This window comes from Streptomyces sp. NPDC001796, assembly GCF_042892355.1.
Classification (GTDB): Bacteria; Actinomycetota; Actinomycetes; order Streptomycetales; family Streptomycetaceae; genus Streptomyces.
This window is the reverse complement of the sequence record NZ_JBIAUC010000012.1, coordinates 148,657-172,473: the sequence shown is the minus strand read 5'-3', so window position 1 is coordinate 172,473 and position 23,817 is coordinate 148,657. Positions and strand designations below refer to the sequence as shown.

Sequence of the window (23,817 nt, the reverse complement as noted above, 5' to 3'; positions counted from 1 at the left end):
TCAAGGGACGACCAGGCCGGTTCCCAGGGAGGGAACCGGCCTGCGGTGGATCGACCAGTGTACGACGCGGGTGGGGAAAGTGCCTCTCCGCGCGGGAGCGCCACGCCGTGCGGGCGTAGGAGGACCTGCGCAGACCGCCGGGCGGCACCCACGGCCGCCAAGACAGCCGGGCGCTCGGCGGCGCCGGAAGAGGCTTCGGTGGGGCTCGCCGGAGCACACCCGTGCCGCGCCGCGGACGCACCGACGGGGCTACCGGCGCACCCGCCGCGCCGGAAGACGCGCCACTGGGGCCGCAGGGGCCCGCCGCGGTCCGGCGCGGTCCCACGCGGTCCCACGCGGTCCGACGCGGTCCGACGCGGTCCGACGCGGTCCGACGCGGTCCGACGCGGTCCGCCGCGGTCCGCCGCGGTCCGCGGACGGACGCTATCGCGCGTTGAAGTACTTGGCCTCCGGGTGGTGGATCACGATCGCGTCCGTGGACTGCTCCGGGTGCAGCTGGAACTCCTCGGAGAGGTGGACGCCGATCCGTTCCGGCTCCAGGAGCTGGGCGATCTTCGCGCGGTCCTCCAGGTCGGGGCAGGCGCCGTAGCCGAGGGAGAAGCGGGCGCCGCGGTACTTCAGGGCGAACATGTCCTCGATGTCGGCGGGGTCCTCGCCCGAGAAGCCCAGCTCGGCACGCACGCGCGCGTGCCAGTACTCGGCGAGCGCCTCCGCCAACTGCACGGACAGGCCGTGCAGTTCGAGGTAGTCACGGTAGGAGTTCGACTCGAACAGCCGCGCGGTCTCCGCGCCGATCCTCGAGCCGACGGTGACGACCTGGAAGCCGACGACGTCCCGCTCCCCCGACTCCTCCGGACGGAAGAAGTCGGCCAGGCACAGCCGGCGGCCGCGGCGCTGGCGCGGGAAGGTGAACCGGGTGCGCTCGTTGCCCTCCTCGTCCAGGATGATCAGGTCGTCGTCCTTGGACACGCAGGGGAAGTAGCCGTAGACGACGGCCGCTTCGAGGAGGTTCTCGGTCTGCAGCCGGTCCAGCAGGCCGCGCAGCCGGGGCCGGCCCTCGGTCTCGACCAGCTCCTCGTACGTCGGCCCCTCGCCGGTGCGGGCCTGCTTCAGGCCCCACTGGCCCTTGAACAGCGCGCCCTCGTCCAGCCAGCTCGCGTACTCCTTGAGCGGGATGCCCTTCACGATGCGGGTACCCCAGAACGGCGGGGTGGGCACGGGGTTGTCGGTGGCGACGTCGGAGCGGACGTGTCCTTCCTCGGGCCGCTCCTCGATCTCCACGGCGGCCGCGCGCACCCGGCGCTGCCGCAGCTCCGGGAGCTTCGCCCCGGGCACGCCCCGCTTGACCCCGATGAGGGCGTCCATCAGGCGCAGGCCCTCGAACGCGTCGCGGGCGTAGCGGACCTCGCCCTCGTACAGCTCGTGCAGATCGTGCTCGACGTAGGCCCGGGTGAGTGCGGCGCCGCCGAGGATGACCGGGTAGGTGGCGGCCAGCCCGCGCTGGTTGAGCTCCTCCAGGTTCTCCTTCATGATCACCGTGGACTTGACCAGGAGCCCGGACATGCCGATGACGTCGGCCTTGTGCTCCTCGGCGGCCTCCAGGATCGCGGAGACGGGCTGCTTGATGCCGAGGTTGACGACGTTGTAGCCGTTGTTGGACAGGATGATGTCGACGAGGTTCTTGCCGATGTCGTGCACGTCGCCGCGCACGGTGGCGAGCACGATGGTGCCCTTGCCGGCCTCGTCGGTCTTCTCCATGTGGGGCTCGAGGTGGGCGACCGCGGACTTCATCACCTCGGCGGACTGCAGTACGAACGGCAGCTGCATCTGGCCGGAGCCGAACAGCTCGCCGACGACCTTCATGCCGTCCAGCAGGGTCTCGTTGACGATGTCGAGGGCCGGGCGCTCCCGAAGGGCCTCGTCGAGGTCGGCTTCCAGGCCGTTGCGCTCGCCGTCGATGATCCGCCGCTTCAGGCGCTCCTCGAGCGGCAGCGCGGCCAGTTCCTCGGCCTTGCCCGCCTTCAGTGACTTGGCGGTGGCGCCCTCGAACAGCGCCATCAGCTTCTGCAGCGGGTCGTAGCCCTCGCTGCGGCGGTCGTGGATCAGGTCCAGGGCCGTCCGCACCTCTTCCTCGCTGAACCGGGCGATCGGCAGGATCTTCGAGGCGTGCACGATCGCCGAGTCCAGCCCGGCCTTGACGCACTCGTCGAGGAAGACGGAGTTGAGCAGGATGCGGGCGGCCGGGTTGAGGCCGAAGGAGATGTTCGACAGGCCCAGCGTGGTCTGCACCCGGGGGTGACGCTTCTTCAGCTCGCGGATGCCCTCGATGGTGGCGAGGCCGTCCTTGCGGGACTCCTCCTGGCCGGTGCAGATGGTGAAGGTCAGGCAGTCGACGAGGATGTCCTCCTCACGGATGCCCCAGTTCCCCGTCAGGTCGGCGATCAGCCGCTCGGCGATCTCCACCTTCTTCTCGGCGGTGCGGGCCTGGCCCTCCTCGTCGATGGTCAGCGCGATCAGCGCCGCCCCGTGCTCCCGGGCGAGCCGGGTCACCTTCGCGAAACGGGACTCGGGGCCGTCGCCGTCCTCGTAGTTCACCGAGTTGATGACCGCACGGCCGCCGAGCTTCTCCAGCCCGGCCCGCAGGACGTCGACCTCGGTGGAGTCCAGGACGATCGGCAGCGTGGAGGCGGTGGCGAAGCGGCCGGCCAGCTCCTCCATGTCGGCGACTCCGTCGCGGCCCACGTAGTCGACGCACAGGTCGAGCATGTGGGCGCCCTCGCGGATCTGCTCCCGGGCCATCTCCACGCAGTCGTCCCAGCGGCCCTCCAGCATGGCCTCCCGGAACTTCTTCGACCCGTTGGCGTTCGTGCGCTCACCGATCGCCAGGTAGGAGGTGTCCTGGCGGAACGGCACCGACTGGTACAGCGACGCCGCACCGGGCTCGGGCTGCGGGCGCCGCTCGGACGGGGTGAGGTCACGGACCCGCTCGACGACCTGGCGCAGATGCTCCGGCGTCGTACCGCAGCAGCCGCCGACCAGGGACAGGCCGTACTCGGTGACGAACGTCTCCTGGGCGTCGGCCAGCTGGGGGGCGGTCAGCGGGTAGTGCGCGCCGTCCTTGGTCAGCTCGGGCAGGCCGGCGTTCGGCATGCACGACAGCGGGATACGGGAGTGGCGGGCGAGGTAGCGCAGGTGCTCGCTCATCTCGGCCGGGCCGGTGGCGCAGTTCAGGCCGATCATGTCGATGCCGAGCGGCTCCAGCGCGGTCAGTGCGGCGCCGATCTCCGATCCGAGCAGCATGGTGCCGGTCGTCTCGACGGTGACCGACACGATCAGCGGGACCTCGTACCCGGCCGTCTCCATCGCGCGGCGGGCGGCGATGACTGAGGCCTTGGTCTGCAGCAGGTCCTGGGTGGTCTCCACCAGCAGGGCGTCGGCGCCGCCGGCGAGCAGGCCCTCGGCGTTGCGCTGGTAGGCGTCGCGGATGCCGGTGAAGGTGGTGTGGCCGAGGGTGGGCAGCTTGGTGCCGGGGCCGATGGAGCCCAGCACCCAGCGCCGGCGCCCGTCGCGCGCCGTGAACTCGTCGGCCGTCTCCCGGGCGATGCGGGCGCCGGCCTCGGACAGTTCGCCGACCCGGTCGGCGATGTCGTACTCGCCGAGGGCGGTGAGGTTGGCGCCGAAGGTGTTGGTCTCGACGCAGTCGACGCCCGCGTCGAAGTAGGCGGCGTGCACCGTGCGGACGATGTCCGGACGGGTGACGTTGAGGATCTCGTTGCAGCCCTCGAGGCCCTGGAAGTCCTCCAGCGTGGGGTCCTGGGCCTGGAGCATCGTGCCCATGGCGCCGTCGGCCACCACCACGCGGGTGGCGAGGGCTTCCCGGAGGGCTTCGATTCGGATCCGGCTGTCGGTGGAGGCGGACGAAAGGGACGGGTTCGGCAACGAGGCCATGGAAGATGCTCCCTGGAGTGCGACGGCTGTCGGCTTTGCGTCTCCCCCTGGACCTTCCCACGGAAGACGCACGCGGCCAGGGTAGCCCGGAGCACGCCGTACGGTCAGGGGCGTCCACGGGGCGGGACGGGCGGGGCCCCGGATGACCCGCGCGGGGATTTCCGCCGAACGGATGGCGACCACCCATTAGCGGGAGGTCGGCAACGACCGGTAGTGTTCGGCATTGCCGAACGGCGGTAAGCGAACTCAGCCGACGGTCGAAGTGGACGGAGGGCAGGACGGCGATGGCACGGAACATCCAGTCGCTCGAACGGGCGGCCGCGATGCTGCGGCTGCTCGCGGGCGGCGAGCGACGGCTCGGCCTGTCGGACATCGCCTCGTCCCTGGGCCTCGCCAAGGGCACGGCCCACGGCATACTCCGCACACTCCAGCAGGAGGGGTTCGTCGAGCAGGACATGGCCTCGGGCCGCTACCAGCTCGGGGCGGAGCTGCTGCGCCTGGGGACCACCTACCTGGACGTGCACGAGCTGCGGGCGCGCGCCCTGGTGTGGACGGACGACCTGGCCCGCTCCAGCGGGGAGAGCGTCTACCTCGGGGTCCTGCACCAGCAGGGCGTCCTGATCGTGCACCACGTGTTCCGGCCCGACGACAGCCGGCAGGTCCTGGAGATCGGCGCCATGCAGCCGCTGCACTCCACGGCCCTGGGCAAGGTCCTGTCGGCGTACGACCCGGTCGCGCACAGCGAGGTGCTGGAGGCCGACCGCAAGGCGTTCACCGACAGGACCGTGTGCGACCTGGACGACTTCGAGCACGTCCTCGACCTCACCCGGGCGCGCGGGTACGCGGCCGACGTCGAGGAGACGTGGACCGGGGTGGCCTCGGTCGCGGCTCCCATCCACGACCGGCGGCGGATGCCGGTGGGCGCCGTGGGCATCACCGGCGCCGTGGAGCGGGTGTGCCGGGACGGGGAACTGCGCCCTGAGCTGATCGCGGCGGTGCGCGACTGCGCCCGCGCGGTCTCACGGGACCTGGGCGCCGGACGCTTCTGAGCCCTGCGGCCACCGCGTCCCGCACTCCCGGAGCCCCGCACTCCCGAAGACCGGTACGGCATTGCCGTACCGGCCCCCAGCCTGCCCGCGTCCGGGTGCGGCCACCACGAAAACGTGCCTGTTCGCACGCGATGCGCACCCGTCGAGAAGGTCGTGGGCACATGTCGATCAGTAACGATCCCGCTTCGTGCAACAGGACTCTTGACGACCCTGCGAACAGGAAGCAAGACTCCCGTCCATCGGTCGGCATTGTCGAACACCTACCGGCAATAAACGCTAGAGTGTGACAACGCCAAGGGCCGGCATCGCTCTCACCCCCGAGGGCGCGGACCACCGGAGGGACCCGGGGTTCGCCTTCCCCTGGACGAAGGACAAAGGAGTCGCGGGTGTCCAGCTCCGACATCTTCATCGGCGAGACCATCGGTACCGCCATACTCATCCTGCTCGGCGGCGGCGTGTGCGCCGCCGTGACGCTGAAGGCCTCCAAGGCTCGTAACGCCGGTTGGCTCGCCATCACGTTCGGGTGGGGTTTCGCCGTTCTGACGGCGGTCTACACCTCCGCACCGCTCTCCGGTGCCCACCTGAACCCGGCCGTGACCCTCGCACTCGCCATCAAGACCGGCGACTGGAGCAACCTCCCGGTCTACTGGGCAGGACAGCTGCTCGGTGCGATGATCGGTGCGACGCTGGTGTGGGTCGCCTACGCGGGCCAGTTCCGGGCCCACCTCACCGACAAGGAGATCGTGGGCGGGCCGGGCGCGCAGGCCACCACCGCCAAGGCGGTCGAGGCCCAGGAAAAGGGCGCCGGCCCCGTGCTCGGCATCTTCTCCACCGGTCCGGAGATCCGGAACGCGGTGCAGAACCTCGCCACGGAGATCATCGGCACGATCGTGCTGGTGCTCGCGGTCCTCACGCAGGGCCTCAACGACAAGGGCAACGGTCTGGGCACCCTGGGCGCCCTGATCACCTCGCTGGTCGTGGTCTCGATCGGCCTCTCCCTGGGCGGTCCGACCGGCTATGCGATCAACCCGGCCCGTGACCTCGGTCCGCGCATCGTGCACGCCCTCCTCCCTCTCCCCAACAAGGGCGGCTCCGACTGGGGCTACGCCTGGATCCCGGTCGTCGGCCCGCTGGTCGGCGCGGCGATCGCCGCAGGCATCTACAACGTCGCTTTTGCTTGAGATCGAGTGAGCTGTACAAGGCTTCCGCACATCAGCACCGCGCCGTAAAGAGCCCCTTTTAACCATGGAACTCCAGGAGCACACTGTGACCGACGCACACACCGCCGGCCCCTTCATCGCCGCCATCGACCAGGGCACGACCTCTTCGCGCTGCATCATCTTCGACCGGGACGGCCGGATCGTCTCCGTCGACCAGAAGGAGCACGAGCAGATCTTCCCGAAGCCGGGCTGGGTGGAGCACAACGCCACCGAGATCTGGACCAACGTCCAGGACGTCGTGGCCGGAGCCGTCGAGAAGGCCGGCATCACCAGAGACGACATCAAGGCCATCGGCATCACCAACCAGCGCGAGACCACCGTGCTGTGGGACAGGAACACCGGTGAGCCCGTCCACAACGCCATCGTCTGGCAGGACACCCGCACCGACGCCCTGTGCAAGGAGCTCGGCCGCAACGTGGGCCAGGACCGCTTCCGCCGCGAGACCGGCCTGCCGCTGGCCTCGTACTTCGCGGGTCCCAAGGCCCGCTGGCTGCTCGACAACGTCGACGGCCTGCGCGAGCGCGCCGAGGCGGGCGACATCCTCTTCGGCACCATGGACACCTGGGTCATCTGGAACCTGACCGGCGGTGTCGACGGAGGCCGCCACGTCACCGACGTGACCAACGCCTCCCGCACCCTGCTGATGAACCTGCACACGATGCAGTGGGACGAGAAGATCGCCGAGTCCATCGGCGTCCCGCTCGCGATGCTGCCCGAGATCCGCTCCTCCGCCGAGGTCTACGGCGAGATCACCGGCGGCCGCCTCGGCGAGCTGCTCGGCGGCATCCCGGTCGCCTCCGCGCTCGGTGACCAGCAGGCGGCCCTGTTCGGCCAGACCTGCTTCTCCGAGGGCGAGACCAAGTCCACCTACGGCACCGGCACCTTCATGGTCATGAACACCGGCGACAAGATCATCAACTCCTACTCGGGCCTGCTGACCACGGTCGGCTACCAGATCGGTGACGACAAGCCGGTCTACGCCCTGGAGGGCTCCATCGCGGTCACCGGCTCCCTGGTGCAGTGGATGCGGGACCAGATGGGCCTGATCAAGACCGCCGCCGAGATCGAGACTCTCGCGCTCTCGGTCGAGGACAACGGCGGTGCCTACTTCGTGCCGGCCTTCTCCGGTCTGTTCGCCCCGTACTGGCGCTCCGACGCCCGCGGTGTGATCGCCGGTCTGACCCGGTACGTCACCAAGGCGCACCTGGCGCGCGCCGTCCTGGAGGCCACCGCCTGGCAGACGCGGGAGATCGCCGACGCCATGACCAAGGACTCGGGTGTCGAGCTGGCGACCCTCAAGGTCGACGGCGGCATGACCTCCAACAACCTGCTGATGCAGACGCTCTCGGACGTCCTGGACGCGCCGGTGGTGCGCCCGATGGTCGCCGAGACCACCTGCCTCGGCGCCGCCTACGCCGCCGGCCTGGCCGTCGGCTTCTGGACCAGCACCGACGACCTGCGCGCCAACTGGCGGCGGGCCGCCGAGTGGACGCCCCACATGGACGCGGAGACCCGCGACCGTGAGTACAAGAACTGGCTCAAGGCCGTCGAGCGGACCATGGGCTGGATCGAGCACGAGGAGTAATTCACGATGACCACCCTGCAGAGTGTTCCGGCTCTGGGGACCCACCCCGCCTACGGCTCCAACCCGAGCCGTGCCGAGACCCGGGAGCAGTTGTCCAGGGCGACCTACGACCTCCTGGTCATCGGCGGCGGGATCCTGGGCATCTCCACGGCCTGGCATGCCGCGCAGTCGGGCCTCAGGGTGGCGCTGGTGGACGCCGGCGACTTCGCCGGCGCCACCTCCTCCGCCTCCTCCAAGCTGCTCCACGGCGGTCTGCGCTACCTGCAGACCGGCGCGGTGAAGCTGGTGGCGGAGAACCACTTCGAGCGCCGTGCGGTCTCCCGTCAGGTGGCCCCCCACCTGGCGAACCCGCTCACGTTCTACCTCCCCGTGTACAAGGGCGGGCCGCACGGCGCGGCGAAGCTGGGGGCGGGAGTGTTCGCCTACTCCGCGCTGTCGGCGTTCGGCGACGGCATAGGCCACCTGCTGTCGCCGGCCAAGGCGGCGCAGGACGTGCCGGAGCTGCGCACCGAGAACCTCAAGGCCGTGGCCGTCTACGGCGACGACCAGATGAACGACGCGCGCATGGCGCTGATGACGGTCCGCGCGGCCGTCGACGCGGGCGCCGTCGTCCTCAACCACGCAGAGGTCACCGGCCTGAGGTTCACCAAGGGCCGGGTCACCGGCGCCGAGCTGCGCGACCGGCTCTCGGGCGACGAGTTCGGTGTGGACGCGCGGCTGGTGCTGAACGCGACCGGGCCATGGGTCGACCACCTGCGCCGTATGGAGGACCCGAACGCGGCGCCGTCCATCCGGCTGTCCAAGGGCGTGCACCTGGTTCTCAAGCGCACCTCCCCCTGGAAGGCGGCGCTGGCGACGCCGATCGACAAGTACCGGATCACCTTCGCCCTCCCGTGGGAGGACATGCTGCTGCTCGGCACGACCGACGAGGAGTACGAGGGCGACCCGGCCGAGGTGGCGGTCAACGAGAAGGACATCGCCCAGATCCTGGACGAGGCCGCCTTCTCCGTCCGCGACCAGCAGCTGCGGCGGGAGCTGATCACCTACTCGTTCGCCGGCCTCAGGGTGCTGCCGGGCGGTCCCGGTGACACCGCCAAGGCCAAGCGGGAGACCGTGGTGACCGAGGGCAAGGGCGGCATGCTGTCCGTCGCGGGCGGCAAGTGGACGACCTTCCGGCACATCGGCCGTACGGTCATGCAGAAGCTGGAGTCGCTGCCGGGTCACCCGCTGGGCGACGACTTCGAGCCGATCTCGTCGCTGCCGAAGAAGCTGCCGCTGCCGGGCATCGCCAACCCGCGCGCGGTCGCGCACCGGCTCGTCGTGGACGGCCCGGCGCCCGGCCCGCGCATGGCGCCGGACACGGCCAAGCACCTGGCGACCCACTACGGTTCGCTGGCCTTCGACATCGCGCGGCTGGCCAACGACGATCCGGCGCTGGGCGAGCGCGTCCACCCGGACGCCCCGGAGATCTGGGCGCAGGTCGTCTACGCCCGGGACCACGAGTGGGCCGAGACGGCGGACGACGTGCTGCGCCGCCGCACCACCCTGACGATCCGCGGCCTGGCCACGGACGAGGTGCGCAGCAAGGTGCAGGACCTGCTCGACAAGAAGTAGGCCGGGGTCAGGTCCCACCGGGTCCCAGGTCCCACACAGCGAGGGGCGGCTTCCCGCACGGAGCCGCCCCTTTCGTGTGCGCGTTGCCTGTGCGCGACTCCTGTGCGGAGCTCCGGGCTGCGTACGGTGTTCGTACGCCCGTCCCACTGGAGTCGCCCCATGACGCAGGAGCTGTCCCCCATCGCCCGCATCCGCCGCACCGGGCTGCCGCCGTACGCGGTGGTCGTGGGCGACCCGGCGCGCGCGGCGACCGTCGCCGCGCTGCTGGAGGCGGCCGAGGAGGTCTCGTACCACCGCGAGTACCGGGTGTTCAGCGGGAGTTGGAAGGGCCTGCCGGTGACGGTGGCCTCGCACGGGGTGGGTGCGCCGGGCGCGATCCTGCTGTTCCAGGAGCTGGCGGACGCAGGTGTCCACACCATCCTGCGGTTCGGTACGGCGGGCGCGATGAGGCCGGGGATCGGCGACGGCGACCTGGTGATCGCGGAGGCGGCCGTGCGCGACGACGGGGTCACCCAGCAGTTGGTGCCGCCGGAGTACCCGGCGGTGGCCGCGCCCGAGGCGGTCTTCGCCCTCCAGCGCGCGGCGCGCGAGGCGGGAGTGCCGCATCACCGGGGGATCGTCTGGACGCGGGCGGCGTTCCAGCCGGGGCTGATCCCGCTCGACGCCTACGAGCGGGCGGGGCTGGTGGCGATCGAGATGGAGCTGTCCGCGCTGCTGGTGACCGCCTCGCTGCGCGGGCTGGTCGCGGGCGGGGTGCTCGTGGTGGACGGCGTCAACGCCGACGAACTCCTCGACGAGGCGTCCCCGTTCTCGGCGGGCGCCTACGACCCGCACCGCGAGGTCGTCGCCCGGGGCGTGGAGCGCGGCGCGGTGGTCTCGCTGGAGGCGTTGCGGCTGCTGGCGGAGGGGGACGCGGGATGAGCGAGCCCGTCGATCTGCTGGTGCACGGCGGTGACGTCCTGACGGTCGACGACGCCGGAACCGTGGTCCGGGAGGGCGCCGTCGCCGTCCGGGACGGGGTGGTGGTCGCGGTCGGCGCGGCCGGGCAGCTGCGGGCCCGGTACGCGGGGGACGAGGAGATCGACGCCGGGGGCTGTCTGGTCCTGCCGGGCCTGGTCAACGCCCACACGCACCTGGCGATGACGCTGCTGCGCGGCCGCGCCGACGACGTCACCCTGCAGGGCTTCCTGGAGCGAGTGCTGCACCGGGAGGCCGAGCTGCTGTCGCCGGAGCACGTGGCGGCGGGGGTGCGGGCGGCCGTCGCCGAGAGCGTACGGGGCGGGGTGACCTCGGCGCTGGACATGTACTGGTTCCACGAGGCGGCCGAGCGAGTGGCGCTGGAGGCGGGCTGGCGGCTGCTGGCCGGGCCGACCTTCATTGACGTCCCGGACTCCCCCGACGGCCGGGCGTACGGGGAGCGCATGGAGTGGGCGCGCCGGGACCTGGCGGCGCGGACCGGGGAGCGGCCGGGGTTCCGGCCGGTCGTGTTCGCGCACTCCGCCTACACCCTGAGCCCGGATCAGCTGACGTGGATCGCCGAGCTGGCGCGGGAGTTCGGGGCACTGCTGCACCTGCACGCCGCGGAGAACGCGACGGAGGTCGCCACCGTCGAGGCGCGGTACGGCAGGCGGCCGGTGGAGCTGCTGGACTCGCTCGGTGTGCTCGGGCCCGATGTGCTGCTCGCGCACGCCGTCGATCTGACCGGCCCGGAGATCTCCGCGCTGGCCCGAACCGGGACGGCGGTCGCGCACTGCCCGGTGTCCAACCTCAAGCTGGGCTGCGGGATCGCGCCGGTGCAGCGGTTGCTGGACGCGGGTGTGACCGTCGGGCTCGGCACGGACGGGGCGGTCAGCTCCAACACGCTGGACGTGTTCGACGCTATGCGGCAGGCAGCGCTGGTGCACAAGGCGTCCGGGGATCCCACCGCGGTGGGTGCCGAACAGGCGGTGCGGATGGCGACGATCGAGGGCGCCCGCGCGCTGGGGCTCGGGGATCGGCTGGGCTCGCTGGAAGCGGGGAAGCGGGCCGACCTGATCGTGGTCGATCTCGGCCGGCCGCATCTGCGTCCCCGGCACGACGTGTGGTCGACGCTCGCGTACGCGGCGCACTCCGCGGACGTGCGGGACACGGTCGTCGACGGGCGGATCCTGATGCGCCACCGGGCCCTGAGGACGCTCGACGAGGCGGCGGCGCTGGCGGAGCTGGAGGCGGTGGGCTGAGTGACGTACGGCGAGCCCACGCGAGCGGCCCCGGCGAGCCCACGGCGAGCGGCCCACGGCGTTTCGCGAGGTGACATGGGAAATCCTGGTTCCGTTCGGCCCGTCGACCCCCATAATGACGCCGAGACATCGGATGTCTGAGCACCTGGGAGGCACGCCATGGCAGTCACCGACGAGGCGATCGAGAAGATCAAGGAAATGATCGTCTCCGGTGCGCTGCGCCCGGGCGACCGCCTGCCCAAGGAGAGCGAGCTGGCCGCCGAGCTGGGGCTGTCCCGCAACTCCCTGCGCGAGGCCGTGCGCGCCCTGTCGCTGATCCGCATCCTGGACGTGCGGCAGGGCGACGGCACCTACGTCACGAGCCTCGACCCCCAGCTGCTGCTGGAGGCGATGAGCTTCGTCGTGGACTTCCACCGCGACGACACCGTGCTGGAGTTCCTCGCGGTGCGCCGCATCCTGGAGCCGGCCGCGACGGCCATGGCGGCCTCCCGCGTCAGCGAGCAGCAACTGGACGCGCTGACCGCCCAGTTGGACAAGCTCGGCCCCGAGCCCTCGGTGGAGGAGCTGGTCGCCTCCGATCTGGAGTTCCACCGGGGGATCGTGCAGAGCTCCGGCAACTCGGTGCTGTGCTCCCTGCTGGACGGCCTGTCCGGGCCCACCACGAGGGCCCGTGTCTGGCGCGGCCTCACGCAGGAGGACGCGGTCGGCCGCACCCTTCGCGAGCACCGCGCGATCCTCGGCGCCCTGCGCGACCGCGACGCCGAGGCGGCCCGCTCGTGGGCGACCGTGCACATCGCGTCCGTCGAGCAGTGGCTGCGCTCGACCCTGTGAGGCCCCACCGTGCGGGCCACCCGTGCGGCGTGCCGGCCTGTAGGCGATCATGGGTGTTCGACGGCCCCGGACGGGGCAGTCATCCGTTCACTCCCCCGTGGCAGGGGACTGCGGGCGCCCCCGCCGCACGCCGTAAGGTTGGGGCGTACGTGAGGGTACGTCGGAAGGAGGCGCTGGGTGATCGAGCTCGAGGGGGTTCCCGAGCTGATCGACCCGGTCATGGTGGCCGCGTTCGAGGGCTGGAACGATGCCGGCGACGCCGCCTCCACCGCGGTCGCGCATCTGGACAGGGAATGGAAGGGCGAGGTCTTCGCGGCGCTGGACGCCGAGGACTACTACGACTTCCAGGTGAACCGCCCAACAGTGTTCATGGAGGCCGGGGTCCGCAAGATCACCTGGCCCACGACCCGGCTCTCGGTGGTCCGCGTCGGCGGTGAGAAGCCCCGCGACCTGGTGCTGGTCCGCGGCATCGAACCGTCGATGCGCTGGCGCTCGTTCTGCAACGAGCTGCTGGGCTTCGCCCATGAGCTGGGCGTGGAGCTGGTGGTGATCCTCGGCGCCCTGCTCGGCGACACCCCGCACACGCGTCCGGTCCCGATCAGCGGGACCACGTCCGACCCGGACCTGGCCCGCCGGATGGACCTGGAGGAGACCAAGTACGAGGGCCCCACGGGCATCGTGGGCGTCCTGCAGGAGGCGTGTACGCACGCCGGTGTCCCGGCGGTGTCGCTGTGGGCGGCGGTCCCGCACTACGTGTCGCAGCCACCGAACCCCAAGGCCACGCTGGCCCTCCTGAACCGCCTGGAGGACCTCCTCGACCTGCGCATCCCGCTCGGTGAACTGCCGGAGGACGCGCGCGCCTGGCAGCTCGGCGTGGACCAGCTGGCCGCCGAGGACAGCGAGGTCGCCGAGTACGTGCAGACGCTGGAGGAGGCCCGGGACACCGCCGAGCTGCCGGAGGCGTCGGGTGAGGCGATCGCCCGCGAGTTCGAGCGGTATCTGCGGCGACGGGACGTCAGCCCGCCCGGCGGGCACGCCACGGCGGACGGCGGCGAGGGCGGCCCGTTCCTGCGGGACAACCCGGGCGGTCGTCCGCGTCCGCCGAAGCCGCCGCGGCCGGGCGGCGAGGACGAGGACTCGCCGGAGGACTGAGCGGGGCGGTGCGCAGTTCGCGCACCGCCCCGCTCCGTACCGGCGACAAGAGGCTCAGAGAGCCACGCCGAGCAGCGCGTCCACGGCCCGCGAGACGACACCGGGCGCCCCGGTGTCCGTGCCGCCGCTCTCCTCCTGGAGTGCCACCCAGCGATCGACCGCGGCGAGCGCGGAGGGTGCGTCCAGGTCGTTCGCGAGGGCGTCGCGGATCTCCTCGACGAGCGCGTCCGCGGACGGGCCGTCGGGCCGGGAGACGGCGGCACGCCAGCGGCCGAGCCGCGCCACCGCGTCCTGGAGCACCCGGTCGGTCCACTCCCAGTCGGACCGGTAGTGGTGGGCGTGCAGCGCGAGCCGGATGGCGGCCGGGTCGACGCCGTCGCGGCGGAGCCGGGAGACGAAGACGAGGTTGCCCTTGGACTTGGACATCTTCTCGCCGTCCAGGGCCACCATGCCGGCGTGGACGTACGCCTTGGCCATGGGGAACTCGCCGGTCAGCACCTGGGCGTGCGAGGCGCCCATCTCGTGGTGCGGGAATGCGAGGTCGGAGCCGCCGCCCTGGACGTCGAAGCCCATGCCCAGGTGGTCCAGGGCGATGGCCACGCACTCGATGTGCCAGCCGGGGCGGCCGCGGCCGAGCGAGTCGCCGTCCCAGCTGGGCTCGCCGTCGCGGGCGGCCATCCACAGCATCGGGTCGAGCGGGTTCTTCTTCCCGGGCCGGTCGGGGTCGCCGCCGCGCTCCGCGGAGAGCAGGCGCATGGCGGCGGCGTCCAGGCGGGAGACCTTGCCGAAGTTGGGGTCGGACTCGACGGAGAAGTAGACGTCCCCTTCGAGTTCGTACGCGGCTCCGAGGTCCCGGAGGCGCTCGACCAGCGGGACGATGCCGGGTATCGCCTCCACAGCGCCTACGTAGTGCCGCGGCGGCAGCATCCGGAGGGCGGTCATGTCCTCGCGGAACAGAGTGGTCTCCCGCTCGGCGAGAGCCACCCAGTCGACGTCGTCGCGCTGGGCGCGCTCGAGGAGGGGGTCGTCGACGTCGGTGACGTTCTGGACGTAGTGGACCTGGCGCTTGGTGTCGAGCCACACGCGCTGAACGAGGTCGAACGCGTTGTAGGTCGCCGCGTGACCCATGTGGGTCGCGTCGTACGGGGTGATCCCGCAGACGTAGATACGGGCGACGGGACCGGGGTCGAGGGTGACGAGGCCGCCGGTCGCGGTGTCGTGGATCCTCAGGTCGCGGCCCTGACCAGGCAGGGCGGGGACCTCGGAAGCGGGCCAGGCATGCATGTCATGAGCGTAACCGGCGGGAAGTTCTGTCCACGAACCGGATAGGGCGGGAGGGGCGGTGAATGACCGGGAACACGCTCTTGCGGGAGTCCGGCCGGTGTGCATGCCCACCCTGGCGCAGCTGCGGGCAGTCCTTGACCCACCCGGTCAGTCCCGGCGAGCGGTACTTCTCACACCGGCGGCCACGGAATGGCCGGCCACTCCCCGCTCGGCTCCGGATGCCGGCCCGACTCCAGCAGCGCCTCCACCCGCGCCCGTGTCGCCCGGACCTCCGCAGGGGTGATCAGGGCGGCCAGGCGGGTGGCCAGGGCGGCCCCTTCGCAGAGGCCGTCCTTGAGGCCTTTCAGCACCTCCACCGCCTCCCCCGTCAGCGGCTCCCCCGCCCACCCCCACAGCAGCGTCCGCAGCTTGTTCTCGACGTTGAACGTGACTCCGTGGTCGATCCCGTACAGCCGCCCCTCGGCCGTCGGCAGCAGATGGCCCCCCTTGCGGTCCGCGTTGTTGATGACCGCGTCCAGGACGGCGAGCCGCCGCAACCGCTCGTCGTCGGCGTGCACGAGCAGCGCCGTCTCGCCGTCGCCGACCTCCGCGAGACCGATCGCCTTCCAGCCCGGCTCGGGCTCCTCGCCCTGCACCAGGGCGAGAAGCTCGCCGTCGGGCACGGCCTTCACCCACAGCTGGCACATGCCCTCGCCGTACGGGCCGTCGCGCAGCACGGTGGGCGGCACGAGCCCCCAGCCGGTCGCCTCGGAAACCTCGTAGGCGGCCACCTCGCGCTGGGCCAGCGTCCCGTCCGGGAAGTCCCACAGGGGCCGCTCCCCCGCGACGGGCTTGTAGACACAGGTGGCTTCCCGGCCGTCGTAGGAGACCGTGCAGTACAGCGCCGCGTTGGACGCGTCGCGGATGCGGCCGCGCACGGTCAGCTCACCCTCGGCGAGCAGTTCGGCCGTGGTCACGCTCCGCGGCGGTATCCGTTCTGGCGCGGACATACGTGTCCTTCCGGGTCGAGGGGGAGGCTGCACAGCGGGCACGGCGGCCGCCCGGCGTTGACGACGTCGAGTGCGCGCTTGGCGAAGGCTCTGGCCTGCGCGCCGGTGAGCCGGACCCGGAGCATCGGCGGACCGTTCTCCTCGTCCTGCAGCAGCCGCTCCTCGGCCTCGGCGAGGTCCTCCTCGGAGTCGGCGTCCAGCTCGACGAGGGCCTGGGCCTCGACGATCATGCGCTGTTCCTCGGCGTCCCAGGCGAGCGCCATGGTGCCGACGCGGAACTCCTCCTCGATGGGGGTCTCCAGGGGGGCCGTGTCGGTGATCTCCGCAGGGGCCACGGCGGGGACGGCGGCGCTGCCGCCGCTGCGCCGCACGACCTCGTCCAGCAGTTCGTCCATGCGCTCGGCGAGCGCCGCGACCTGGGTCTTCTCCAGGGCCACGCTGGTCACCCGGGGTCCGGCCGAGGCCTGCAGGAAGAAGGTACGGCGCCCGGGCAGCCCGACCGTACCGGCCACGAAGCGGTCCGGGGGGTCGTAGAGGAACACCTGACGGGACACGTCCTGTCTCCATTGGATCGGGTTCGGGACCGACGGACCGCGCCGGTCCTGTGGGATGCTGACAACTACGCTGAACAACTACTGCGCTCGTTCGACCGCTTCACCCTACTGCGCCCGACGATCACGGTGCGCCCGCACCGCCCCCGACCGTGGCGTCCGGATCCGAGGCTTCCGGACGCGGCACGAGGGAGGAGAAATCGCCGGTGTCGCCGAGACGAACGAGAAATGGCCTCAGCCGGGTGTAACGGATCGCGGTGATGGAACACGGTTCCACGGAGATCCGCTGGAAGAGGTCGAGATGAAGTCCGAGTGCGTCCCCGACGAGGGACTTGATGATGTCGCCGTGCGAGCACATGAGGTAGACGGCTTCGGGGCCGTGGTCGCGCTCCACGCGCGCGTTCCACTCCCGTACGGCCTCCGCGGCACGGGTCGCCATCGCCCGCATCGACTCGCCGCCGGGGAACGCGGCCGCCGACGGGTGCGCCTGGACGACCTCCATCAGCGGCTCGTCCTTCAGCTCGGCGAGCTTGCGGCCGGACCAGTCGCCGTAGTGGCACTCGCCGATCCGGTCGTCGCTGTGGGCGCGCAGCCCGGGACGGGCGTCGAGGAGCGGCTGGACGGTCTCCTGGCAGCGCTGCAGGGGGCTGGTGACGACCTCGGCGATCGGCAGCTCGGCGAGTCGCCCGGGCAGGGCCGCGGCCTGCGCGGTGCCGCGTTCGTCGAGGGCGACGCCGGGCGTCCAGCCGGCGAGGAGTCCCGCGGTGTTGGCGGTGGAGCGTCCGTGCCGGACGAGGAGCAACGTGGGCATGACGACCAGCCTAGGTCGTGTCGTCAAACCCCCGTCGGTGCCGGGGTGCGGCTGAGAGGAGAGTGCGCACTGTGATCGTCGACTGCGCCGTCTACCGAGACGGGCGCCGCAGCGAGGGGAACGAGGGGCCGGAGGACCTGTCCTCCGCGCTGGACCAGGCGCGCGCCTCGTCGGACACGTTCTTGTGGGTCGGCCTGTACGAGCCGACGGAGGACGAGTTCGAGCTGGTCACCAAGGAGTTCGGGCTGCATCCGCTGGCCGTGGAGGACGCCCTGAAGGCGCACCAGCGGCCCAAGCTGGAGGTGTACGAGGACTCGCTGTTCATGGTGCTCAAACCGGTGTCGTACGAACCGGACAGCGACACCGTCTCCACCGGCGAGCTGATGGTGTTCCTCGGCGACTCGTTCGTGGTGACCGTGCGCCACGGCGCGGACATGCCGCTCGGGGACGTGCGCCGTCATCTGGAGCAGCAGCCCGAGATGCTGCGGCACGGGCCCACCGGGGTGCTGTACTCGATCACGGACTCGATCGTCGACCACTACCTGGAGGTGGCGACCGAGCTGGGCACCGATCTGGAGGAGCTGGAGGCGGAGGTCTTCTCGCCGTCCGTCGGGGGCTCGCGGCACACGGCGTCGCGGATCTACGCCTTCAAGCGGCAGGTCCTGGAGTTCCGGCGGGCGACGGTGCCGCTGGGGCCGCCGACGGCCCGGCTGGCGGGGCAGGGTGCGTACGGTGCGGCGGTGCCGTTCGTGCAGGAGAAGTCGCGGCCCTTCTTCCGGGACGTCAACGACCATCTGACCCGGGTGAACGAGTCGGTGGAGGGCCTGGACCGGCTGGTGTCGGACGTTCTGTCGGCGCATCTGGCGCAGACCAGCGTGCGGCAGAACGACGACATGCGGAAGATCTCGGCGTGGGCCGCGATGGCTGCCGTTCCCACGATGATCGCGGGGATCTACGGCATGAACTTCGACCACATGCCGGAGCTGCACTGGGTGTGGTCCTACCCTGCGGTGATCGTGGTCATGGCGGTGCTCGAGGTGCTGCTGTACCGGCTGTTCAAGCGGCGGGGCTGGTTGTAGCCGGACCGCCGAGCGCGTCGCGCCGCTCGGGCGTGCGCAGGGTCACCATGCGCCGGCGGCCGACGAGCCGCTCGTAGGCGTAGACGAGGTGGATTCCGGCCGTGAGCAGCGCCGACCTGGCTCGGGACCAGCCGAGGATGCGTGCCATGTGGGCCATGACCGCGAGGCTGACGTCCCGGTGGACACGGATCTCGGTCAGCGCGCACGCGCGCAGCGTGCGCCGGATGAACCGGCCGTGTCCGGCGGCGGTGAGGCGCAGCAGTTCCTCGTGGGTGTACGCGAGGTGGTCGTCCTCGTCGTCGGAGATCATCCGGACGGCTCGGCCGATGTCCGGGTGGTCCCCGAAGTGCTTGCGCAGCATGAGCATCTGCTCGGCGGCGCGCTGTTCGGTGACCCGGCTGTGCGCCAGGTAGACGATGATCTCCTGCACGGTGAGCGGCTGGTCCGCCCTGAGCTTCGCGTGCGCGAGACCGACGCCCCGGCGCTCAAGGAGCATCGTGTAGTCGGTCTCCGGGGGCACCGGTACGGGTTGCAGGCCGCGCTTCTTGAGCAGCGCGTGGAAGATGCGTCCGTGCTTGTCCTCGTCCGCGCCGTGGCGGGAGATCTTGGGGGCGAGCGCGCGTTCGCTCTCCGGCACCAGTCGGGCGATGCGCCCGTTCTCCCAGCCGCCCTGTGCCTCTCCGCTGGCCGCGATGGAGCAGAACAGCCGGAACGACTCGTCGTGGTCGAGGATCTCCTCGAAAAGGGTCTTGGCCGACAGCATGGGCGCACCTCTCTGCAGGACCCGCGACGATCGAGTCAGAACGAGTCAAATGGGACCCTGAAGGTGCCGCAACAGCTGCGTGCGCACTGCTCGGCCGAAAGAAGGAGGGGCGGGCCGGGGCGGGGCCGTAACCGCGCGGGCGGCCGAGCGTTGTTCCCGGTGACGGCCGTGGCGGGGAAGACCCCCCGAGCCCCCACCACGGCCGCAGAGACCTCTTCGCCCGCTACGCGAGCCCGGCCCGCTCCAGCGCTTCCGTGCCGGCCCGGAGCCCCGCGATCCGCTCCTCGAGGGTGAAGCCCGCCGGTGCCAGGCTGAGCGTGGTGACGCCGGCCGCGGCGTAGGCCTTCATGCGGTCGGCGATCCGGTCGACGGAGCCGAGCAGGGTGGTCCGGTCGATCAGCTCGTGCGGGATCGCGGCCGCCGCGCCCTGCTTGTCGCCGGACAGGTACTTCTCCTGGACCTCGGCGGCGGCCTTCTCGTAGCCCATGCGCTGGGCGAGCTGGTTGTAGAAGTTCTGCTTGGGGCTGCCCATGCCGCCGACATACAGGGCCGTGTAGGGGCGGAAGGTGTCGGCGAGCGCGGCCACGTCCTTGTCGTCGCCGACGGCGAGCGGGACCGTGGGGCAGACGTCGAAGCCCTCGAGGGTCTTGCCGGCCTTCTCGCGCCCGGCCCTCAGGTATTTGATCGCGGTGTCCTCGAGATGGTCGGCGGAGGGGAAGATCAGCAGCGCGCCGTCGGCGATCTCGCCGGTCTGCTCCAGGTTCTTCGGGCCGATCGCGGCGATGTAGAGGGGGATGTGCTCGCGCTGCGGGTGCACGGTCAGCTTGATCGGCTTGCCGGGGCCGCCGGGCAGCGGCAGCGTCCAGTGCTCGCCCTCGTACGTCAGCCGCTCACGGGTCATCGCCTTGCGTACGATCTCCACGTACTCGCGGGTGCGGGCGAGCGGCTTGTCGAACTTCACGCCGTACCAGCCCTCGGACACCTGCGGCCCCGACACGCCGAGACCGAGACGGAAGCGGCCGCCGGACAGGGAGTCGAGGGTGGCGGCGGTCATCGCGGTCATCGCGGGCTGGCGCGCCGGGATCTGGAAGATGGCGGAGCCGACGTCGATGCGCTCGGTCTTGGCGGCGACCCAGGACAGCACGGTGGCCGCGTCGGAGCCGTAGGCCTCGGCGGCCCAGCACACCGCGTATCCGAGCCGGTCGGCCTCCTGGGCCACGGCGAGGTTGTCCGCGTCCATTCCGGCGCCCCAGTAGCCGAGGTTGATCCCGAGCTGCATGGCCCATTCCCCTTACCGATCAGTAACGTCCCTTGGTGCCCGACCTTAGCGTGGGGGCGGGTCCCCCGGAAATCCCCTCACGTACGGGGGAAACGCGTTGTCCACAGGCCCCCCATGAGCCGAGTCCAGGCCGTAATCTCGGCGTTCATGGAGCAGAGGCATCTCGGTCGTACCGGCCTTCGTGTGTCACGGATCGGGCTCGGCACCCTGACGTGGGGCCGCGACACGGACGAGCACGACGCCGCCGACCAGTTGAAGGTGTTCTGGGAGGCCGGCGGGACCCTCGTCGACACGGCTGACGTGTACGGGGACGGGGAGGCCGAGTATCTGCTCGGACGGCTCATGGACGGGCTGGTGCCCCGCCGGGACCTGGTGATCTCGACGAAGGCGGGCAGCGTGCCCGACCCGGACCGCCGCTTCGACTGCTCGCGCGGTCATCTCCTCGCCGCCCTGGACGCCTCGCTCGCCCGCCTGGGCACGGACCACGTCGACGTCTGGCACGTCCACGCCTTCGACCCGTACACCCCGCTGGAGGAGACCCTGCAGGCGCTCGACCTGGCGGTCGGCAGCGGACGGGCGCGTTATGCGGGGGTGTCCAACTTCTGCGGCTGGCAGCTGGCGAAGGCGGCGACGTGGCAGCTCGCGGCGCCGGGTGTGCGGACCAGGATCGCCAGCACACAGATGGAGTACTCGCTGCTGCAGCGGGGAGTGGAGCGAGAGGTGCTGCCTGCGGCGCTGGACCTGGGGGTCGGGCTGCTGCCGTCGTCTCCGCTGGGCCGGGGGGTGCTGACGGGCAAGTACCGGCACTCGACACCGGCCGACTCACGCGGGGCGTCGGAGCACATGGGGCCGTTCGTCGCGCCCTACCTCGACGACACGGCGAGCAGCATCGTCGACGCGGTGCAGACGGCCGCCGACGGGCTCGCCGCGACGCCGTTGCAGGTGGCGCTGGCGTGGGTGCGGGACAGACCCGGGGTGGTCGCGCCGATCGTCGGCGCCCGCAACGCGCAGCAGCTCGCGGCGGCGTTGTCAGTGGAGGCGCTTAGTCTTCCGGACGAGATCTGCCGGGCGCTGGACGATGTGTCGGCCCCGGTGCACCGCTATCCCGATCACGACTGGAGCACGCTGTGAGCACGGACCCGGAGACGACGGAGACGGCCCCTCGGGCGGAGGACGGGGCCGGGACCGCCGGGGGCGGCGGTGCGGGGAGCGGGAGGGCCGCGGACCCGATGCCCGCAGAGGGGATCGCAGAGGGCTCCGGGGACGAGGCGCCGGCGGTCGGCGGCCCGGACCCGGCGGACGTCTCCCCCGGTGCCTCGCAGGACGCCGGCGAGGGTGCCGCGCCCGAGATGTCCGAGGCCGAGGCCGAGCTGGCCGCTCAGCGGGTGGAGCGGGAGCGGATCGAGCGGCGGAAGGCCGCGAAGCAGGCCCCCGTCGAGGCCGGTGGAAAGCTCAGCGGGAAGGCCGCCGACCTGCTCGCCGCCGTGCGGGCCGTGGAGAGCGGCGAGAAGCCAGTGGCGAGCGCCTTCAGCGAGCCCACGCCCGCACCGCGCCGTCCCACCGTCCCCGAGCCGGTGCGTCGCCCCCAGCCCGTGACGGCCGCCGCGGCGCCTCCCGCCGCCGAGACGGTGGTGTCGGTGCGGGCGGTCCTGGCCGAGGGCGGCGCGCCGGACCCGCTCGCTCCCCAGGTCGCCGAGGCGCTCGGTGAGGGCGCGGAGGCGCGACTGCGCTCCGACCCCTGGCAGCTGCTGCGCGTCTTCGGGGTGCGCCCCGAGCAGGCCGACACCTTCGCCCGCGCCCTGCTCGGCGCGGATTGCCGCCCGGACGACGAGCGCCGGGCCCGTGCGACGACTCTCTGGTTGCTGGAGCAGGCGGCCCTGGCCGGGCACACCGCACTGGAGGCCCCGGCCCTGGAGGCGGCTCTCGGCCGGCGCCAGGTGCCGGACCCCGAGGCTGCCGTGCGCGACACCATCGCCGAGGGCGAGGCCCTGGTCTTCCAGGACGCTCTGGAGTCGGCCCCACCGGGCGGTGACGAGGAACAGGAGCGCCCGGTCCGCGTCCTGATCGGCCTGGAGCGGTACGCGCTCGCGGAGGAGAGCCTCGCCGACGGACTGGCCCGGCTGGTCAACTCCGTGCCGAAGGAGGACGGCGCGGCGGAGGACTGGCAGCGGGCGGCCCGGTCGGCGGCGGGCTCCGCGGCGGAACTGATCGGTGCGGTCGCGGGCCACGGCCTGGTGCTGCACACCGGGGCGGAGGCGTCCCGCATCGAGCCGGCCACACTGCTGCGTGAGGCACGCCGGCTCGGGCTGCGCGCCTGGGCCGCCACGCACAGCCCGGCCGGCCGCGACCAGTTCGGCGCGCTGCTCGCCCGCCTCGACCTGCCGGACGACGAGCGGGCACACCCGCCGCTCGCCACCGTCGCGGGCCTCCTGTCCGGTGGCGAGGGTCCGGGACGGGACACGGACGGGGCGCTGGGCCTCGATCTGCTCATCGTGCTGGACGCGCCCCAGCTGGATGTCGAGACGGCGGCCCTGCTCGTCGAGTCCCTGCCCGACGGAGCTCGGCTGGTGCTGAGCGGCGACCCTGGCGTGCTCTGGTCGGTCGGCCCCGGGCGCGTGTTCGGCGATCTGCTCGCGGCCCGCGTGTGCCCGCAGATCGCCTCGCGGACCCCCGACCCGGGCCCGCTCGGTGAACTTGTCTCCGCCATCGGCATCGGCGAGCTGCCGCAGGTCGACGCGCCGGGCAAGGAGGTCGTGATCGTGCCGGTGCGGGACGCCGGGGAGGCGGTGCACCGGACCGTGCAGCTGGTCGCGGACTCGGTGCCGCGGGCGATCGGGGTTCCGGCGGAGGAGACGCAGGTGATCACGCCGGGCCACGGCGGCGCCGCGGGCACCCGCGCGCTGAACGCGGCTCTGAAGGAGCGGCTCAACCCGGGGCCGGGTCGCTTCGGCGGCTTCGACCCGGGCGACCGGATCGCCTACTCCCCGGCGCCGGGGCGTACGCTGCCGGGCCGTGTCGTCAAGGGCGACGTCGAGGGGTTGCACCTGGAGTGCGCGGGCGTCCCCGTGGTCGTGCCGAAGGAGCGGGTGGAGCAGACCCTACGGCACGGCTGGGCGCTGACCGCGCACCAGGCGGTGGGACAGCGGTGGCCGGCGGTGGTCGTGGTCCTGCCGGGCGACGCCGCTCAGAGCCTCACCCGGCCGTGGGTCTACACGGCCTTCGGCCGAGCGGTCCGCCATCTGTCGGTGGTGCACGGTGCGGACCAGGCCCTGCCTCGGGCCGTGGCGGAGATCCAGGCGAAGCCGCGTACGACCCGTCTGCTCGCGCTGCTGAAGCCCCAGGTCCCGACGTCGGACTGAGAGGGGCACCGCACCACGGCGGGCCCTCACCAAGGCGGTGGCCCGGTGGTGCCGTGCTGCCCCAGGCCACACGGCACCGCCGGG

The 23,817-nt window shown here is 71.9% G+C and carries 18 protein-coding genes; 11 read left to right on the top strand and 7 right to left on the bottom strand.

Features of this window, described 5'->3' with window-relative positions:
* Window positions 1-423: 423 nt before the first annotated feature.
* Window positions 424-3,948: a methionine synthase gene (gene metH, locus ACFYZE_RS24085; protein WP_388997651.1), complete on the bottom strand. Its 3,525-nt coding sequence runs from the start codon at window positions 3,946-3,948 to the stop codon at window positions 424-426.
* A gap of 284 nt (window positions 3,949-4,232) precedes the next feature.
* On the opposite strand from metH, the gene ACFYZE_RS24080 reads away from it, so the two are divergent.
* From ACFYZE_RS24080 to ACFYZE_RS24045, 8 genes are all read left to right on the top strand, one after another.
* Window positions 4,233-4,997, top strand: a complete 765-nt coding sequence (locus tag ACFYZE_RS24080; protein WP_388997649.1) for an IclR family transcriptional regulator — start codon at window positions 4,233-4,235, stop codon at window positions 4,995-4,997.
* A gap of 386 nt (window positions 4,998-5,383) precedes the next feature.
* The gene (locus ACFYZE_RS24075) at window positions 5,384-6,178 is read left to right on the top strand and encodes an MIP/aquaporin family protein (RefSeq protein WP_388997646.1); all 795 of its coding nucleotides are present in this window, start codon (window positions 5,384-5,386) and stop codon (window positions 6,176-6,178) included.
* 85 nt (window positions 6,179-6,263) lie between these two features.
* Window positions 6,264-7,802 carry a glycerol kinase GlpK gene (glpK, locus tag ACFYZE_RS24070; RefSeq protein ID WP_388997643.1) on the top strand — a complete coding sequence of 513 codons (1,539 nt, stop codon included), beginning with the start codon at window positions 6,264-6,266 and terminating at the stop codon, window positions 7,800-7,802.
* A 6-nt stretch (window positions 7,803-7,808) separates the two neighbouring features.
* Complete coding sequence (locus ACFYZE_RS24065) at window positions 7,809-9,416, top strand: FAD-dependent oxidoreductase (protein WP_388997640.1); 1,608 nt, start codon at window positions 7,809-7,811, stop codon at window positions 9,414-9,416.
* Window positions 9,417-9,575: 159 nt separating this feature from the next.
* Window positions 9,576-10,337: a nucleoside phosphorylase gene (locus ACFYZE_RS24060; protein WP_388997637.1), complete on the top strand. Its 762-nt coding sequence runs from the start codon at window positions 9,576-9,578 to the stop codon at window positions 10,335-10,337.
* Window positions 10,334-11,635: an amidohydrolase gene (locus tag ACFYZE_RS24055; protein WP_388997634.1), complete on the top strand. Its 1,302-nt coding sequence runs from the start codon at window positions 10,334-10,336 to the stop codon at window positions 11,633-11,635. Before ACFYZE_RS24060 ends, ACFYZE_RS24055 begins: the two co-directional genes overlap by 4 nt.
* Window positions 11,636-11,794: 159 nt before the next feature.
* Entirely contained in the window at window positions 11,795-12,466 is a 672-nt protein-coding gene (locus ACFYZE_RS24050) for a FadR/GntR family transcriptional regulator (protein WP_388997632.1), read from the top strand.
* A gap of 177 nt (window positions 12,467-12,643) precedes the next feature.
* Window positions 12,644-13,618 (top strand): PAC2 family protein, encoded by a 975-nt coding sequence (locus ACFYZE_RS24045; RefSeq protein ID WP_103839103.1) that lies wholly within the window; start codon window positions 12,644-12,646, stop codon window positions 13,616-13,618.
* Window positions 13,619-13,672: 54 nt separating this feature from the next.
* Here ACFYZE_RS24045 and mshC read toward each other — a convergent pair whose 3' ends face one another.
* From mshC to ACFYZE_RS24025, 4 genes are all read right to left on the bottom strand, one after another.
* Window positions 13,673-14,902, bottom strand: a complete 1,230-nt coding sequence (gene mshC, locus ACFYZE_RS24040) for a cysteine--1-D-myo-inosityl 2-amino-2-deoxy-alpha-D-glucopyranoside ligase (RefSeq protein WP_388997629.1) — start codon at window positions 14,900-14,902, stop codon at window positions 13,673-13,675.
* 170 nt (window positions 14,903-15,072) lie between these two features.
* The gene (locus tag ACFYZE_RS24035; RefSeq protein ID WP_388997626.1) at window positions 15,073-15,891 is read right to left on the bottom strand and encodes an SCO1664 family protein; all 819 of its coding nucleotides are present in this window, start codon (window positions 15,889-15,891) and stop codon (window positions 15,073-15,075) included.
* Window positions 15,855-16,445: a DUF3090 domain-containing protein gene (locus tag ACFYZE_RS24030; protein WP_388571003.1), complete on the bottom strand. Its 591-nt coding sequence runs from the start codon at window positions 16,443-16,445 to the stop codon at window positions 15,855-15,857. Before ACFYZE_RS24030 ends, ACFYZE_RS24035 begins: the two co-directional genes overlap by 37 nt.
* A 121-nt stretch (window positions 16,446-16,566) precedes the next feature.
* Complete coding sequence (locus ACFYZE_RS24025) at window positions 16,567-17,253, bottom strand: histidine phosphatase family protein (RefSeq protein WP_388997623.1); 687 nt, start codon at window positions 17,251-17,253, stop codon at window positions 16,567-16,569.
* A gap of 71 nt (window positions 17,254-17,324) precedes the next feature.
* Here ACFYZE_RS24025 and corA point away from each other — a divergent pair, with 71 nt between their 5' ends.
* Complete coding sequence (gene corA / locus ACFYZE_RS24020; protein ID WP_388997620.1) at window positions 17,325-18,332, top strand: magnesium/cobalt transporter CorA; 1,008 nt, start codon at window positions 17,325-17,327, stop codon at window positions 18,330-18,332.
* On the opposite strand, the gene ACFYZE_RS24015 is transcribed toward corA, so the two are convergent.
* Entirely contained in the window at window positions 18,310-19,095 is a 786-nt protein-coding gene (locus ACFYZE_RS24015) for a ferritin-like domain-containing protein (protein ID WP_388997618.1), read from the bottom strand. The two genes, corA and ACFYZE_RS24015, sit on opposite strands and share 23 nt — an antisense overlap.
* Before the next feature lie 223 nt (window positions 19,096-19,318).
* Window positions 19,319-20,374: an LLM class F420-dependent oxidoreductase gene (locus tag ACFYZE_RS24010; RefSeq protein ID WP_388997615.1), complete on the bottom strand. Its 1,056-nt coding sequence runs from the start codon at window positions 20,372-20,374 to the stop codon at window positions 19,319-19,321.
* Window positions 20,375-20,521: 147 nt separating this feature from the next.
* On the opposite strand from ACFYZE_RS24010, the gene ACFYZE_RS24005 reads away from it, so the two are divergent.
* Both ACFYZE_RS24005 and ACFYZE_RS24000 read left to right on the top strand, forming a co-directional pair.
* On the top strand, window positions 20,522-21,505 hold the full coding sequence (locus ACFYZE_RS24005) for an aldo/keto reductase (protein WP_388997612.1): 984 nt from the start codon (window positions 20,522-20,524) through the stop codon (window positions 21,503-21,505).
* Window positions 21,502-23,733: a helix-hairpin-helix domain-containing protein gene (locus ACFYZE_RS24000; protein ID WP_388997609.1), complete on the top strand. Its 2,232-nt coding sequence runs from the start codon at window positions 21,502-21,504 to the stop codon at window positions 23,731-23,733. Before ACFYZE_RS24005 ends, ACFYZE_RS24000 begins: the two co-directional genes overlap by 4 nt.
* Window positions 23,734-23,817 lie beyond the last annotated feature (84 nt).

What these genes read in the sequence shown, in the direction of transcription:
- metH (WP_388997651.1), bottom strand. Translation starts at nt 3,948, where the DNA reads ATGGCCTCGTTGCCGAACCCGTCCCTTTCGTCCGCCTCCACCGACAGC.
- ACFYZE_RS24080 (WP_388997649.1), top strand. Translation starts at nt 4,233, where the DNA reads ATGGCACGGAACATCCAGTCGCTCGAACGGGCGGCCGCGATGCTGCGG.
- ACFYZE_RS24065 (WP_388997640.1), top strand. Translation starts at nt 7,809, where the DNA reads ATGACCACCCTGCAGAGTGTTCCGGCTCTGGGGACCCACCCCGCCTAC.
- ACFYZE_RS24060 (WP_388997637.1), top strand. Translation starts at nt 9,576, where the DNA reads ATGACGCAGGAGCTGTCCCCCATCGCCCGCATCCGCCGCACCGGGCTG.
- ACFYZE_RS24055 (WP_388997634.1), top strand. Translation starts at nt 10,334, where the DNA reads ATGAGCGAGCCCGTCGATCTGCTGGTGCACGGCGGTGACGTCCTGACG.
- ACFYZE_RS24050 (WP_388997632.1), top strand. Translation starts at nt 11,795, where the DNA reads ATGGCAGTCACCGACGAGGCGATCGAGAAGATCAAGGAAATGATCGTC.
- mshC (WP_388997629.1), bottom strand. Translation starts at nt 14,902, where the DNA reads ATGCATGCCTGGCCCGCTTCCGAGGTCCCCGCCCTGCCTGGTCAGGGC.
- ACFYZE_RS24035 (WP_388997626.1), bottom strand. Translation starts at nt 15,891, where the DNA reads ATGTCCGCGCCAGAACGGATACCGCCGCGGAGCGTGACCACGGCCGAA.
- ACFYZE_RS24025 (WP_388997623.1), bottom strand. Translation starts at nt 17,253, where the DNA reads ATGCCCACGTTGCTCCTCGTCCGGCACGGACGCTCCACCGCCAACACC.
- ACFYZE_RS24015 (WP_388997618.1), bottom strand. Translation starts at nt 19,095, where the DNA reads ATGCTGTCGGCCAAGACCCTTTTCGAGGAGATCCTCGACCACGACGAG.
- ACFYZE_RS24010 (WP_388997615.1), bottom strand. Translation starts at nt 20,374, where the DNA reads ATGCAGCTCGGGATCAACCTCGGCTACTGGGGCGCCGGAATGGACGCG.
- ACFYZE_RS24005 (WP_388997612.1), top strand. Translation starts at nt 20,522, where the DNA reads ATGGAGCAGAGGCATCTCGGTCGTACCGGCCTTCGTGTGTCACGGATC.